At 36.6% G+C, this 14,345-nt stretch carries 14 protein-coding genes; 6 read left to right on the forward strand and 8 right to left on the reverse strand.

All coding sequences use genetic code 11. The features are described 5' to 3' along the window. Positions 1-66: 66 nt before the first annotated feature. Positions 67-1,629, forward strand: a complete 1,563-nt coding sequence (gene dnaB / locus LQ201_RS08710) for a replicative DNA helicase (protein WP_108198750.1) — start codon at positions 67-69, stop codon at positions 1,627-1,629. A gap of 513 nt (positions 1,630-2,142) precedes the next feature. Here the strand turns inward: dnaB and chrA are convergent. Further along, on the reverse strand, positions 2,143-3,360 hold the full coding sequence (chrA, locus tag LQ201_RS08715; RefSeq protein ID WP_230141342.1) for a chromate efflux transporter: 1,218 nt from the start codon (positions 3,358-3,360) through the stop codon (positions 2,143-2,145). A 36-nt stretch (positions 3,361-3,396) separates the two neighbouring features. Further along, complete coding sequence (locus LQ201_RS08720; RefSeq protein WP_108198752.1) at positions 3,397-3,732, reverse strand: tetratricopeptide repeat protein; 336 nt, start codon at positions 3,730-3,732, stop codon at positions 3,397-3,399. A gap of 131 nt (positions 3,733-3,863) precedes the next feature. Between LQ201_RS08720 and LQ201_RS08725 the strand changes: the two genes are divergently transcribed. The 5 genes from LQ201_RS08725 (at position 3,864) to LQ201_RS08745 (ending at position 9,001) form a co-directional block, all read left to right on the forward strand. Then, the gene (locus LQ201_RS08725; protein WP_230141344.1) at positions 3,864-4,601 is read left to right on the forward strand and encodes an electron transfer flavoprotein subunit beta/FixA family protein; all 738 of its coding nucleotides are present in this window, start codon (positions 3,864-3,866) and stop codon (positions 4,599-4,601) included. 61 nt (positions 4,602-4,662) lie between these two features. After that, positions 4,663-5,631 carry an electron transfer flavoprotein subunit alpha/FixB family protein gene (locus tag LQ201_RS08730; protein WP_230141345.1) on the forward strand — a complete coding sequence of 323 codons (969 nt, stop codon included), beginning with the start codon at positions 4,663-4,665 and terminating at the stop codon, positions 5,629-5,631. A 56-nt stretch (positions 5,632-5,687) separates the two neighbouring features. Further along, entirely contained in the window at positions 5,688-6,302 is a 615-nt protein-coding gene (locus LQ201_RS08735) for a bifunctional nuclease family protein (RefSeq protein ID WP_230141347.1), read from the forward strand. A 186-nt stretch (positions 6,303-6,488) separates the two neighbouring features. Then, the gene (locus tag LQ201_RS08740) at positions 6,489-7,868 is read left to right on the forward strand and encodes a nucleoside permease (protein ID WP_131031974.1); all 1,380 of its coding nucleotides are present in this window, start codon (positions 6,489-6,491) and stop codon (positions 7,866-7,868) included. A 14-nt stretch (positions 7,869-7,882) separates the two neighbouring features. Further along, positions 7,883-9,001 carry a DUF3667 domain-containing protein gene (locus tag LQ201_RS08745; RefSeq protein ID WP_230141355.1) on the forward strand — a complete coding sequence of 373 codons (1,119 nt, stop codon included), beginning with the start codon at positions 7,883-7,885 and terminating at the stop codon, positions 8,999-9,001. Between the two features lie 198 nt (positions 9,002-9,199). Here LQ201_RS08745 and LQ201_RS08750 read toward each other — a convergent pair whose 3' ends face one another. From LQ201_RS08750 to LQ201_RS08775, 6 genes are all read right to left on the reverse strand, one after another. Next, a complete protein-coding gene (locus LQ201_RS08750; protein ID WP_057934373.1) occupies positions 9,200-10,489 on the reverse strand; it encodes a citrate synthase in 1,290 nt (429 codons plus the stop codon). Between the two features lie 132 nt (positions 10,490-10,621). Further along, positions 10,622-11,152 carry a DUF3347 domain-containing protein gene (locus LQ201_RS08755; RefSeq protein ID WP_230141357.1) on the reverse strand — a complete coding sequence of 177 codons (531 nt, stop codon included), beginning with the start codon at positions 11,150-11,152 and terminating at the stop codon, positions 10,622-10,624. Positions 11,153-11,247: 95 nt separating this feature from the next. Beyond that, positions 11,248-11,799, reverse strand: coding sequence for a hypothetical protein (locus LQ201_RS08760; protein WP_230141359.1), 552 nt, complete (start codon positions 11,797-11,799; stop codon positions 11,248-11,250). A 148-nt stretch (positions 11,800-11,947) separates the two neighbouring features. Further along, positions 11,948-12,565 carry a hypothetical protein gene (locus LQ201_RS08765; protein ID WP_230141361.1) on the reverse strand — a complete coding sequence of 206 codons (618 nt, stop codon included), beginning with the start codon at positions 12,563-12,565 and terminating at the stop codon, positions 11,948-11,950. An 18-nt stretch (positions 12,566-12,583) separates the two neighbouring features. After that, on the reverse strand, positions 12,584-13,513 hold the full coding sequence (gene miaA, locus LQ201_RS08770) for a tRNA (adenosine(37)-N6)-dimethylallyltransferase MiaA (protein WP_230141369.1): 930 nt from the start codon (positions 13,511-13,513) through the stop codon (positions 12,584-12,586). Next, a complete protein-coding gene (locus tag LQ201_RS08775) occupies positions 13,513-14,295 on the reverse strand; it encodes a hypothetical protein (protein WP_230141371.1) in 783 nt (260 codons plus the stop codon). The genes miaA and LQ201_RS08775 overlap by 1 nt, the downstream gene beginning before the upstream one ends. Positions 14,296-14,345: the final 50 nt, after the last annotated feature.

A 14,345-nucleotide genomic window follows, 5' to 3' on the forward strand; every position in this document is an offset into this window, starting at 1 on the left:
AATTTGTTAACAAACAGCTAGTAACTAATTCGAACAACCGCATCAAAATTTCATTACTTTTGTGGAATGAGTATCGATAACGAACAAGGCGGAAAGAACAGTATGACTGCTAGAAAAAGCAGGTTAAGTAATACGATAAGTTCACAGGGGAAAATTCCCCCTCAGGCATTAGATCTTGAGGAAGCAGTTCTTGGCGCATTAATGCTCGAAAAAGATGCACTTTCTGCTGTAATTGATGTTTTGAAACCAGAGGTTTTTTATAATATTGCGCACCAGAAAATTTTTGAAGCGATTCATATTCTATTTCAAAAATCGCGACCAGTTGATATTTTAACAGTAACAGCAGAACTGCGAACATTAGGCTCTTTAGAAATGGTTGGTGGCGCCTACTACATTACCAACTTAACCAATAGAGTTGCCTCAGCAGCGAATATAGAGTTTCACGCCCGTATTATTTCTCAGAAATATATTCAGCGTGAACTGATCAGAATCTCAACCGAAATCATTACAAATGCCTATGAAGATACCACTGATATTTTCGATCTCTTAGATCAGGCAGAAAAAGGACTTTTCGAAATTGCCCAGAATAACCTGCGTAGAGATACACAGAAAATGGACGATATCATTAAACAATCGTTAGCCACACTTGAAGAGCTTCGTACCAAAACTGATGGTTTAACTGGTGTGCCAACTGGTTTTACCGGACTAGATAGAATAACTGGTGGTTGGCAAAAGCAGGATTTAGTAATTATTGCTGCACGTCCGGCGATGGGAAAAACGGCTTTCGTACTAACCTGTGCAAGAAATGCCACTGTCGATTTTGCAAAGCCAACGGTAGTATTCTCGCTAGAGATGTCGTCAGTTCAGCTGGTTAATCGTTTGATTTCAGGAGAAGCAGAGATTGAACAGGAAAAAATCAGGAAAGGAAATTTACAGGAATGGGAATGGCAGCAGTTACACAGTAAAATTGGCCGTTTAACCGAAGCCCCCCTATTAATTGATGATACACCTGCACTAAATATTTTTGAATTCAGGGCAAAATGCAGAAGATTAAAATCACAATACGATATTCAATTGGTAATTGTCGATTACTTGCAGTTAATGCATGGTAAAGGCGAAGGAAAAGGCGGTGGTAACCGTGAGCAGGAAATTGGTAGTATTTCGAGAGCGCTAAAATCAGTTGCAAAAGAACTTGATGTTCCGGTGCTCGCACTATCGCAGTTAAGTCGTGCGGTAGAGAGTAGACCAGGTTTACAGGGAAAACGCCCAATGTTATCCGATTTACGTGAGTCGGGTTCAATTGAGCAGGATGCAGATATGGTATTGTTCTTGTACCGTCCTGAATACTATGGTATTACCGAGGATGAACAAGGAAGATCGCAAGCGGGTATTGGTGAGGTTATCATTGCAAAACACCGTAACGGTGAAACCGGAATTGTACCACTTAAATTCGTGGGTAAATTTGTGAAGTTTACGGATTTGGAAGAAGACTTTAATGCGCCGCCAAGTTCATTTGCGGCTGATCCTTCAGCTGGAATGTACCCATCACAGGATTTTGAAAAACAAAGCAATGTGATTATCCGTCCTTCAAAAATGGACGATTATAATGATGATGATCCACCGTTTTAGGAAATCCCACACGACCTAAAATGCTCCAAAATCTTCATGTGATACATATGATTTTTGTGAGATAATTATTCCTCTTGAGGCGGCGGACTTCAATAGAATGATCGTCATTGCGAGGAACGAAGCAATCTTAATGCGCAGGCTAGTAGCGATCGTTGTAAGATTGCTTCGTCGGCTGAAAAAGCCTTCTCACAATGACGATAATCTGAGAAGATTTAATCTTTTAAACTCACCTGTCATTAATACAAAAGAGAGTCTCTGCTTCATTTGGAACTGAAAATTATACACTCGCACGGAAAACTGACGTAGTAGCAGGAAACCAGCCAGTCTAAACCCGATAGAACGAATGCTCCCGATCCTTCATCGGAGCAGCAGTGATAGCGGGACTACATTACCCTACAGCGTGCCATAATTGCTTTCCAATTATATCTAGGCCTTTAACAGTCGCTATCAATAGGCTAAAAACTTACTATTAATGCGTTTCTAAACCAAATGGTCATCTGTTATTCTAATTTACTAAAATAAATATCCAATTAATATACCTGCCAATACAATAACAGGTGGACTAACTTTAGTAAAATTTAACAACAAAAATGTAGCGACCATAATCCCTAAAAATATCCAGTTAAAGCCCATTGGTATTAAGAGTAGCACAAAAGCGGCGATAATAAATCCAACGCTAACCGCATTGATTCCTGAAAGGCTATGACGGATCCGTGAGATCTTTTTCAGATCGTCCCAAAACGGTACAATAAATAAAACGAGGATTAGTCCGGGTAAGTTGATGCCGATCACCCCAATCAATCCTCCTAAAATTTGGCCCCATAACCCGTAACCAAAATTCTTCATGCTTAATGCGCCTAAGTAGCTCGTAAAAGAAAATGTTGGACCAGGTAAGGCCTGCTGTAATGCAAAACCTGATAAAAATCCAGATGAAGGCAAATAATGTTTCATCTCTACAAACTCGGTAAACATCAAAGGAACAAGCACTTGTCCGCCTCCAAAAACCAATATTCCGTTACGGTAAAAGTTTTCGAGCAAACGAATCGGTAAACTAAAGGGCGATGTTCTGTTTATAATTGCACCTACCAAGGCAAATAAAAGTAAAGCACCTAGAAAGTAGACCAGTTTTTTAGGATTGATATTTGAAAAAAGTTTAACCCTTAACTCTGCTTCCTCTTTTGGGGTTTCGATGGCTGAAGAGATCATTCCGCCTATCAATATCGACAATGGAAACACATAAGCATTTCTTAAAACTAATGTAGCAATAACCGAGGCAATGGCAAGGAATATAGAAACCTGAGAGGATAAAACCTTTTTACCAAGTTTCCATGCACCATAAGCCACAATACCCAATGCAATTGGCTGGATATATTCTAAAATATCGTTAAATTTTTGTTTTTGATCTAGTAAAGCATAACTAATTGCAGCAAAGGTCATTATGGTTGCTGTAGGTAAAATCCAGATCAGGAAAGTAATAATGGCCAGTTTAAGTTTTCCAACTTTCCAGGCTATCCCAACCAGGGTTTGGGTGGATGCGGGTCCGGGGAGTACCTGTGCCAGTGCATTTAACTCTAAAAGTTCTTCTTCAGAGATAAACTTAGTGCTCTGAACAAAGTATTTAAGCAACAAAGCAAGGTGTGCTTGTGCGCCTCCAAAAGAAGTAAATGTAAAAAAGATTACGTTTCTAATAAATAACCACTGTTTTTTTGCAGCTATAGGATTTGTTTGCATTAGCTCAGAACTGAAAATTGATAACTGTTAACTGAACTAGTCGTCTTCATAATCTAATCCGGCAGCTGTATTATATGCGCCCTGTAGTTCAGAAAAAGCGTGCATGTCTCTTTTGTTGCGTGCTACTTGCATTCCCTTCTGATAAATGGCTATTGCTTTCTCTTTTTGATCATCTTTTTCAAGCAATTTCCCCAAATGGTAATAAGTGCCAACATAATCGGGGTGTTTATCGGTTAACTGAAGGTAAAAAGAATAAGCTTTTTCCTTATCATTTTGTGCGTTATACTCTGTGGCTAAGGCATATAGTATGAACGGATCGTTAGGATCGCTTTCTAAAAATTCCAATAACTTACTTAAACGGGTTGATGACATTTTATTTCCTTGCTTTTTTAATTAAATTTGCAGAAAGACCTTATATAATAAACATATAACATATGAAATTATCATGAGCTAAAAATTTCGGCTTGCGATAGCTTCATAGCAATAAAAACCACTATTAACATATGAAAATATTAGTTTGTATCAGTAATGTGCCAGACACAACGACAAAAATAACTTTTACTAATGATAATACCGAATTCAATACGTCAGGAGTGCAATATATTGTTAATCCATACGATGAAATCGCTTTATCAAGGGCAATTGAGCTAACCGAAGGTGGTAAAGGAACGGTAACGGTTATTAATGTAGGCGAAGCAGGCAACGATCCAACCATTAGAAAAGCGCTTGCAATTGGTGCAGATGATGCAGTTAGAGTTAATGCGGCACCGAGAGATGCCTATTTTGTGGCAAAACAGATTGCGGAATATGCAAAAGATAAAGATTTCAATATTATTCTAACCGGCCGTGAATCTATCGATTATAACGGTAATCAGGTTGCTGCTATGGTTGGCGAATTTTTAGACATTCCATCTGTATCAATTATAAAAAAATTAGATGTTGATGGTGATACAGCAACGATTGAAAGAGAAATTGAGGGCGGTAAAGAAGTGCTAACCGTTTCAGGTAAATTTATTGCAAGTTGTGCTGAAGGCGTAGCAGAGCCAAAAATCCCGAATATGCGTGGTATCATGAGTGCCAGAACAAAACCATTGGCTGTAGTAGATGCAGTTGCTATCGAAGAGGTAACCAAGGTTACAAAATATGAAACCCCTGCTCCTCGCGGAACGGTTAAGTTAATTCCTGCCGACCAAACGGAATCGTTAATTGGCTTACTTCATAGTGAAGCTAAAGTAATCTAGTTTTAAGTCATAATAAATCAAATCGTTTACACCATCCTGTTAAGGATAAAGAAATAAATATATGTCAGTATTAGTATATGTAGAACAAGCTGAGGGGAAATTTAAGAAATCTGTATTTGAAGCCGTATCTTATGCCAAAGCCATTGCCGATCAACAATCAACTAATTTAACCGCAATTTCTATTGGCGATGTAGCCGACAGCGAATTAAAGGAATTAGGTAAATACGGTGCATCAAAAGTACTAAACGTAAGTGCCGATCAGTTAAAAACCTTTGTAAATCAAGCCTATGCAAGTGTTATCGCTGCAGCAGCAGAAAAAGAAGGTGCTGATATTGTAGTTTTATCTAACTCTTTCTCTGGCAAAGGTTTAGCACCCCGTATTGCAGTAAAACTTAAAGCAGGTTTAGCTGATGGTGCAGTAGAATTACCGAGTACTGATGGTAAATTTTCGGTTAAGAAAACGGCTTTCTCAGGTAAAGCATTTGCGATTACCGAATTAACATCGGCCAATAAAGTAATTGCTTTAAATCCGAATGCTTTTGGCGTTAAAGAGAACGCTACAGATGCGGCAATAGCGGCCTTTACTGCTGATGTTAAACAATCAGACTTAGGAACTGTTATTAAAGAGATTGTTAGGGCAACTGATAAAGTTTCATTACCTGATGCAGAATTGGTAGTTTCGGCTGGACGAGGTTTAAAAGGGCCAGAAAACTGGGGAATGATCGAAGAATTGGCTGGTTTGTTGGGTGCTGCTACAGCATGCTCTAAACCGGTATCGGATGCAGACTGGAGACCACATTCAGAGCACGTTGGTCAAACTGGTATTGCCATTAGTCCTAACCTTTATATTGCTATCGGTATTTCTGGTGCTATCCAACATTTGGCTGGTGTTAGTTCATCAAAAGTGATTGTAGTAATCAACAAAGATCCGGAAGCGCCTTTCTTCAAAGTGGCTGATTATGGTATTGTTGGCGATGCTTTTGAAGTTGTACCAAAGTTAATTGAAGCATTAAAAGCACATAAAGCATAAAAATAAACCTTTAAACCTCGCAGGTTTTAAATGCCTGTGAGGTTTGGAAAACAAATATGAAAAAAGTTAAATTAGATATTGTAGGTTTATCTTACAGCCAGACGCAATCTGGTGCTTATGCCCTTGTTTTAGGAGAAGTAAATGGACGCCGCCGCTTACCGATAATTATTGGTGCATTTGAAGCACAGGCCATTGCGATAGAAATTGAGAAAATGACTCCTAGTAGGCCATTAACACATGATTTATTTAAATCAATGGCTGACACTTTTCATATCAATATCCAGGAAATTATCATCTACAATCTGGTTGATGGTGTTTTTTACGCAAAGTTGATCTGCAGTGATGGTAAAAACACACATGAAGTTGATGCCAGAACATCTGATGCCATTGCTTTGGCCGTTCGCTTTAACGCCATGATTTATACCTACGAATTTATTTTGGCTTCTGCCGGAATCGTAATAGAAGGGAATGATTTTCTTTTTCTCGAAAATATGGATTCTATTGCAAAAGAGCCCGAAGCGGATAGCTTGCCTACCTCAACTACCCAACAAGGTTTTGGTGATTTAACATTAGAAGAACTTCAACAAAAATTACAGGAAGCCATTGCCGAAGAAGCCTATGAAAAGGCCGCAAGATTAAGAGATGAATTGAATAAACGCGGAACATCATAGTATTGTATCATAAAAAATGTTTCTACGTTCAAAAAATGTCTAAATTTTTTCTCAAATTCCCTCTATAAAAAGCTAAATTCTAAAATGAGCCAAATTGTTTAAAATAATTTAGGTTCATTTTGAATTATCATTCAAAATAGTTCTATATTCAGCTTTTACTTTCAATAATCAAACTAAACTATTATTATGAACGTTAAGTTTCGCTTAACTATAATGAGTTTCATGCAATTCTTTGTATGGGCTGCCTGGTTAATTACGATTGCAAATTATTGGTTCGGAACCAAACAATGGGACGGTGCAGATTTTGGAGTAATTTTCTCTACAATGGGCATTGCATCGCTATTTATGCCAACCATAACAGGCATTCTTGCAGATAAATGGATCAATGCAGAAAAGTTATATGCTATTTTACATATCCTGTACGCAGCCACCATGTTCTATCTGCCTCAAGTAGAAGATCCGCACACTTTCTTTTGGGTAATATTGGTGTCTATGTGTTTTTATATGCCAACCATTGCATTAAGTAACTCAATTAGCTACACAACATTAAAAAACGGCAACTTCGATGTGGTAAAAAACTTTCCCCCCATCCGTGTTTGGGGAACAGTTGGTTTTATTGCCGCCATGTGGCTTACCAATTTAACCGGGAATAAAGCAAGTGCAAATCAATTTTACATTGCTGGTATAAGTGCTTTATTTTTAGGTATATACTCTTTCACTTTACCTGCCTGTAAACCTTTAAATTTAATTAGTGAGAAAAAAACATTCGCACAGAAACTGGGCTTAGAATCATTCAAGCTGTTTGCTGATTATAAAATGGCATTGTTTTTCATCTTCTCTATGTTTTTAGGGGCTGCACTGCAATTAACCAATGCTTATGGCGATGTTTTTCTGGATGAATTTAAATTATTCCCTGTATTTGCCGAATCTTTTGTAATCCGCTATTCCACGATCATTTTATCCATCTCTCAAATATCAGAAACACTATTTATTCTTGCTATTCCATTCTTTTTGAAAAGATTTGGGATTAAATGGGTAATTGCAATTGCCATGTTTGCCTGGGTACTACGTTTCGGGTTATTTGCCTTTGGCGATCCTTCTACCAATTTATGGATGATCATTACCTCTTGTATTGTATACGGCATGGCATTCGATTTCTTTAATATTTCCGGTTCACTGTTCGTAGAAACATCAACCACACCAAAAACACGTTCATCTGCTCAAGGTTTATTTATGATGATGACTAACGGTTTTGGAGCTGTGTTTGGAAGTTTAGTGTCAGGTTGGATGATCAATAAATATTTTACTACCTATTATAGCAGCATTGATTCATTATCTAAATATGTAAAGAGCGAAGCAGACAATAAACATCTCCTTCAATTTTTGAAAAATAAAGGAATCAGTGTATTAGAAAATGGAAATTTAAGCAGGGCATTAGATGTGAAAGACTGGCACAACATCTGGTTATCTTTCACCATTTATGTGCTGGTTATTGCCATAGTTTTTGTAGTCATATTTAAACACAAACATACACGAGCAGAAGTAGAAGCCATTAACCATTTATAATTTCGATTTATCCCATGTCAGCTGGTAAATATAGAAAAGAACACAATTGCTTAAACTGTGGCGCTCATGTTGAGAAACATTATTGTAGCGATTGCGGTCAACCAAATTTAGAGTTAAAAGAAAGTTTCTGGGCTTTTATTAGTCATAGCATAGCCCATTATTTTCACTTCGACAATAAATTCTTTCAAACCCTCTCTCCTCTTTTAACAAAGCCCGGGCAGGTTACACTCGATTATTTAGCTGGTAAAAGAGCAAGGTATATTAATCCGGTGAGTATGTACATCTTCGTATCCATCGTATATTTTTTGGTTGTGTATTCGCCAAAACATGTAAAAAAAGATACTCATGACTCAACTAAAACCGAAAAACGAAGAGATGAAAGTGTTACCGACAGTGTAAATAAGGCGCTAAAGCTTTCAGGAATACCTAAAAACATTGCAAATAAGGCAACAACATCGATCAATAAAGCAATCAAGAAAAAAGAATTTATCAAACTTGGTTTTGCTGATCAGGAAAAGGAACTGAACAGGCTTAGAACTGAAAATGCTAAACTAGCGTCTGATTCTATTGCCGACATGATCGAAGATTATAACGATATCCATATCGAAAGAAACGATAGCACTTATGCTGCCTACTTAGGAAGGCAAAAGAAATTGCCACCCGCGGAGCAAGACAATTGGTATGAGCGGATGATCAAAAAAAGGGCAATTAATATCGGAGAAAAATCGGAAGTAATTCAAGAAACGCTAGAGCATAACCGACCAAAACAATACTTTTTGTTAATGCCTTTATTGGCACTTTTTATTATGTGGAATTTCAGGAAAAATCATATTTATTATTTAAATCACCTGATTTTTGCCATCCATGGAATGACTGCATATTTTATTGTGCAAATTTTTACTGATCCAATAATTAAGCATGTTTTTGATAAGAAAGGCATTATTACCACTATTATTGAACTAGGTGTTATAGTTTGGATCTGTTGGTATATGTACAGCGCTTTAAAAGTATTTTATCAAAGAAAACCTTGGAGTATAGTTTTTAAAATGTTCTGTATTTTTGTGATGTATTGGATAGCATTTAGTGTATCTGAAGTGATCATGGTAAACCTGATCTATTACGTAGCTACTTAAATTATGTCATAATTTCGACCGCGCATCGTTAAAAAAGTGCCGTCATCTCGACTGGAACGCAGTGAATGGAGAGATCTATCTCTGCAGATCTCTCGACTACGCTACACTTCGCTCGAGATGACGGTTAGTGGATAAAAGCAACGTCCATAAAAAAAACCACCCGATATTATCGGGTGGTTTTTTTTATGCTTAATGAAATTATTTTCTATCCTTAAGCTCAACAAATTCTCTATCTGTTTCACCTACATAAATCTGGCGAGGGCGACCTATCGGCTCTTTATTCTCGTGCATTTCTTTCCATTGTGCAATCCATCCTGGTAAACGGCCTAAAGCAAATAGAACGGTAAACATTTCAGATGGGAAGCCTAATGCGCGGTAAATAATACCTGAATAGAAATCTACATTTGGATATAACTTACGGTCAATGAAGTATTGATCAGTTAAAGCCGCTTCTTCTAATTTCTTAGCAATTTCTAAAATCGGATCATCAATACCTAGGTTTTCCAGAATATCATCACAAGCTTTTTTAATGATTTTAGCTCTTGGATCGAAGTTTTTGTAAACCCTATGTCCAAAGCCCATCATACGGAATGGATCGTTTTTGTCTTTCGCTTTTGCGATCCACTTCTCTGTATCACCTCCGTCGGCTTTAATCAACTCAAGCATATCGATCACAGCCTGGTTAGCACCACCATGTAGTGGGCCCCAAAGTGCAGCAATACCAGCAGCAATGGAAGCATATAAATTACAATCAGATGAACCTACGATACGAACGGTAGATGCGGAACAGTTTTGCTCGTGATCTGCATGCAGAATAAGCAATTTATTCATCGCATTAACCACAATCGGATTTACATCATAATCCTCTGTACGTTGTCCAAACGTCATCCAAAGGAAATTGGTTACATAATCATATTTATTTTTTGGATAAATAAGCGGATGACCTAATGATTTTTTATAAACGAAAGAAACAATGGTTGGGAATTTAGCCAAAAGTTTGATGATGGTTAAATCTTGTTCTTCTGCGGTTTGATTTGGTTTTAAACACTCAGGATAGAATGTAGACAATGAGAAGATCAGGGAACCTAATTGACCCATTGGATGAGATCTTGATGGGTAGCCATCAAAAAATTTCTTCATGTCCTCATGGATCAAAGTATGCTTGCTTATGTCAGCCTGTAGATCTTCAAGTTGTTTTTGTGTTGGCAGATCTCCATAAATGATCAGATAAATAACCTCTAAAAAACTCGATTTTGCGGCAAGCTCTTCGATTGAATAACCTCTATATTTTAAAATGCCTTTTTCACCATCTAAAAAAGTGATTTTACTCTTGGTAGAACCAGTATTTTTAAAACCAGTATCTAAAGTAACAAAACCTGTTAGATCTCTTAATTTTGAAATATCAATGGCCTTTTCATCTTCTGTTCCTGTAATTACTGGCAATTCTACTGTCTTACCATCAACTTTGATCTCTGCAATATCTGACATATTATTGTATTGTGTTTATAGCTTCTAAATTATATAAAATTAATATACATGCATAACAAATCTGTTAAATTAATATGAATAATTAGTCAAAATGACGTAACAATCGTGCTTAATTAAACAGGATCTGAAATCTTATTTTGCTTTGATTTCTTCGGCAACTCTTCCACACTCCAGCATTTCTTTGCCGTAATAAGGGTTTTTAATTTCCTTTTCGGTTGATAACCAGTCACCTCCATCTCCTTTATTCGCCATAGGGCAATGCTGAACATAAATTGTGCCTTTTTCTATTTCCGCATTTTTTAATAACGCAATTATATCTGCGCTTAAAACCGTGAAATCTTTTCTTTGCGAAACAAGATTATTGCTTGCCGCGATTTTGCCAGCAACAGCAGCAGTTGGCTCACAACCTTTATAAGCAGCTAAACTACTTTGTAACTGTGCTGCAGATTTTTGTGCATTAGCTGAATCTGATTTTACCAATGCATTTTTTAAATCTACATATTGGTTAAAGATTTCAGATTTCTGCCTGTCTTTTATAGAAACCTCATTTCTAACCGATGCTGAATCTGTTTTTGTTGAATCTTTAGTTTCTGTAGATTTTTTTTCTGCCTGGTTACAGGCCATTAAAGCGGTAAGTATTACTAATCCGAATATTCTTTTCATTGTATTTGGTTTTCGGCTCAAAATAGCAATTAAAATGGTAAATAAATAAAAAAGTCCCGATTTTCATCGGGACTTTAAATTAAATGATGTTCTAATTATAATTTGAAATTATATCCTAATCTCAGGTTAAATTGACCGGTTTTCATGAAATAGAGATCAGAAGCGCTATTGTTTACATAACCTTCGTATTTTATGCCCAGATCTAAACCATTTTTCCATTCGTAACCTAAACCACCTGTATAAATAAAGTTCATGTTAGCGCCATCTTTTATGGCCAAACCTGAACCTAACTCAGTACTTAAATACATTCTCTCGATCGGAAACACTCTAACGCCTCCTAATAAAGGGATAAATTCGAATTTTAGCGGGCTTCCCTTCCATTTTAATCTGGTATAACCACCCGAAGCAGTAAGGGCCACATAGGGGCTTAAATCATACTGAAGTCTTACATCTGCACCATAACCATAATCCATTTCAGACTTGTCTGGAAATAATCCACCGTTTACGCCTACGCCAATTTTAAAAGCCATGCCGCTTCCTGACGTCATTGGTTCAGAAGAACCCATCGTTTGTGCTTTTAGATTTGATGTGGTTAAAATTGCAAGGGCCGTTAATGTCGTTGCAAAAAGTTTAGTAACTGTTTTCATTTTAGATATTTTAAGTTATTAATTAAGGGTTTAGTTTATATACGTTAAAATACCAAAGGTGGATTTTCAAATTTTCATTTTTTTCAGAATGTTATGAAATAAAAAAGCCCCCTAAAAAAGGAGGCTTTCAATATTATCTGTGGTTAGCTTATAGGTTAAATCCGTATGCTAAACGTAGGCCAACATAACCGGTACTGTTACCATCTTTAGCTAAGCCTTCGTATTTCACACCTAAGTCTAATCCGTTACTCCATGCATAACCCAGAGCTGGTGAATACACAAATGATGTTCCGCTACCTTCGTTCGTACCGAAACCAGCACCAAGCTCTGCTAAACCATAAATACCAGAACCTGAATCATTAAAGAAATATTTAACACCAGCTTTTACAGGAATGTATCCAAAATCTGGAACATCTACGCCAGTATTGCCAATTTCTTTACCTAAGAAACGGGTATAACCAGCAGTAACAGGAATCGATAATTGTTTATCGATATCAAATTGATAACGTAAATCTGCACCAAGCGCCACGCTATATGCATCGCTTGTTGGTATACCGCCAAAAATTCCTATTCCTAATTTTTGAGAAGATTGCGCGTTAGCATTTGTAGTAAAGAATAAAGCCACGACAGCTGCTGAAGTAGCAATGATTTTAGTAATTGTTTTCATTTTAAGATATTGTTTTTGAGTTAAACTAATATGTTGCAATAAATACAAAGGTTGTGCCAAAAGGGCTTTTTTAATGCCATTTAGCCCTAAATCCAACATTCAAATGACCAATAAAAGTTAATTTTCGCTAAGTGAAACTTTTTCAATTACCAACTGTTGTAATAGGTTTGTAGGTGCTGATGCATCGAGCCAAATAACCTCAACATTGTCTTTTTCCATTTTCCTAAAAAAGGTGTTTTGCCGTTTTGCATATTGGCAAATGGCGATACCAAGTTTTAGTTTCAGTTCATCAAAAGTGAATAAGCCATCCAGGTAATTAACAATGAATTTATATTCTAACCCATAGAATACCAACATTTCTTTACTAATACCTTCTTTAAGCAATTGTACTACTTCCTCAATTAAGCCTGCCTTAAATCTTTGATCGAGCCTTGCCAGGATTTTGGCACGTGTTGTTTCGACTTCATTCTTTAATCCAAAAATAATAGGTTTGAGCGCAGGCCGATCGATTACTTCTAGTTGATTGTGTTGGAGGTAATGGGATATTTCCAATGCCCTGATCAATCTCTTTTTTGAGGATAAGTCAACATGATCAATATTCTTGCAATTATCACTTTGTAATTTTAAAATCAACTCTTCTTTTGATAATAAATTTAGTAGATCTCTTAATTCTTGATTTATGGGAATAGCAGTAAAAGTTTGATTTTGCAAAAGGCTATGGATATACATTCCTGTTCCGCCACAGAGAATGGGTATTTTGTTTTTTTCTGTTATAGATGCAAATGCCTTATAGAAATCGTTTTTAAAGGCATCTACATGATAACGTTCACCAGGTTCTAAAATATCGATTAAATGATAAGGAATTGTTTTACCATTAATTTGATATTCCTGCAAATCTTTACCAGTACCAATATCCATCCGTTTAAATATCTGACGGCTATCGGCACTAATAATTTCGCCATTTAACGCATCAGCAACACTTACAGCAAGTTTCGTTTTGCCCGATGCCGTTGCCCCCAAAATGATGATGAGATTATGCTGATCCATTAAAATTTGAGGATAAACTTTAAACTTCCTGTATTAAATACTTCCTGTGCCAAAACCTGATTATTCTTTTTAAGCTGACGATTTAGATTTTTATCAAGAACATAAGTCTGTGGCTCCAAAATTGCCGTTTGCTTAAAACCTAATTTAATATAGGCTTCTCCTGCCGACCAGTCGCGATCTGCATAAGTCATCAGGTCATTAGGTTTATACGTTTCTGCGAAAAAAGCAATCAACTTGCTAAGCCCTCCAGTAATAGAATAGCCAGCTTTAACGGCAAACCTGATCAATTCTGCTGATTTATAATTTTCGGTATGGTTCATTTTACGTAGTGCCGAAAAAGTAGCAACCGCTACAAGCGCCTCTTTTTCGAATAACCCAATTTTATAACGGCTACTTACTGAGCCCTGCAAGTGATTTTCAATTAAAAAAGAATCAGCCACGGGTTTAGTAATTTTGAATACTTTGGTTTTTCTACCGTGAATACGGATATTTTTTCCAAGCAAAGATTTAATTCTCGCTAAAACCTGATCCGATTTTGATTGCCAAAGATCTTCCCAAAGATGAATGAGTTTAATGCCTTCCTGCTGATATTTTTCCTGTAGCCCAATGAGATGTTGTGGGGTAAATTTATTGTTTAAACTTACCAGATGAATGATCAATTGAGGATCAATCTGTAATAATCGAAATTCATGTTCTATAAAAAAAAGGCACCAAATTTTGTTATTATCAAGTGCTAAGCTTAATTGATGATGCCAGTTAACGTCAGAAGTTAAATTATTCAATCAGTAGAAGGTTTTTTAGAAAAATTATCTACCGCAAATTTAACCATCAG

The sequence above is a fragment of the Pedobacter sp. Bi126 genome, assembly GCF_918698245.1.
Classification (GTDB): Bacteria; Bacteroidota; Bacteroidia; order Sphingobacteriales; family Sphingobacteriaceae; genus Pedobacter.

Coding starts and splice junctions, on each gene's coding strand:
- LQ201_RS08720 (WP_108198752.1), bottom strand. CDS start 3,732: ATGTCATCAACCCGTTTAAGTAAGTTATTGGAATTTTTAGAAAGCGAT.
- LQ201_RS08760 (WP_230141359.1), bottom strand. CDS start 11,799: ATGAAAACAGTTACTAAACTTTTTGCAACGACATTAACGGCCCTTGCA.
- LQ201_RS08750 (WP_057934373.1), bottom strand. CDS start 10,489: ATGTCAGATATTGCAGAGATCAAAGTTGATGGTAAGACAGTAGAATTG.
- LQ201_RS08730 (WP_230141345.1), top strand. CDS start 4,663: ATGTCAGTATTAGTATATGTAGAACAAGCTGAGGGGAAATTTAAGAAA.
- LQ201_RS08735 (WP_230141347.1), top strand. CDS start 5,688: ATGAAAAAAGTTAAATTAGATATTGTAGGTTTATCTTACAGCCAGACG.
- LQ201_RS08740 (WP_131031974.1), top strand. CDS start 6,489: ATGAACGTTAAGTTTCGCTTAACTATAATGAGTTTCATGCAATTCTTT.
- LQ201_RS08745 (WP_230141355.1), top strand. CDS start 7,883: ATGTCAGCTGGTAAATATAGAAAAGAACACAATTGCTTAAACTGTGGC.
- LQ201_RS08765 (WP_230141361.1), bottom strand. CDS start 12,565: ATGTTGGATTTAGGGCTAAATGGCATTAAAAAAGCCCTTTTGGCACAA.
- miaA (WP_230141369.1), bottom strand. CDS start 13,513: ATGGATCAGCATAATCTCATCATCATTTTGGGGGCAACGGCATCGGGC.
- LQ201_RS08725 (WP_230141344.1), top strand. CDS start 3,864: ATGAAAATATTAGTTTGTATCAGTAATGTGCCAGACACAACGACAAAA.
- LQ201_RS08755 (WP_230141357.1), bottom strand. CDS start 11,152: ATGAAAAGAATATTCGGATTAGTAATACTTACCGCTTTAATGGCCTGT.
- dnaB (WP_108198750.1), top strand. CDS start 67: ATGAGTATCGATAACGAACAAGGCGGAAAGAACAGTATGACTGCTAGA.
- chrA (WP_230141342.1), bottom strand. CDS start 3,360: ATGCAAACAAATCCTATAGCTGCAAAAAAACAGTGGTTATTTATTAGA.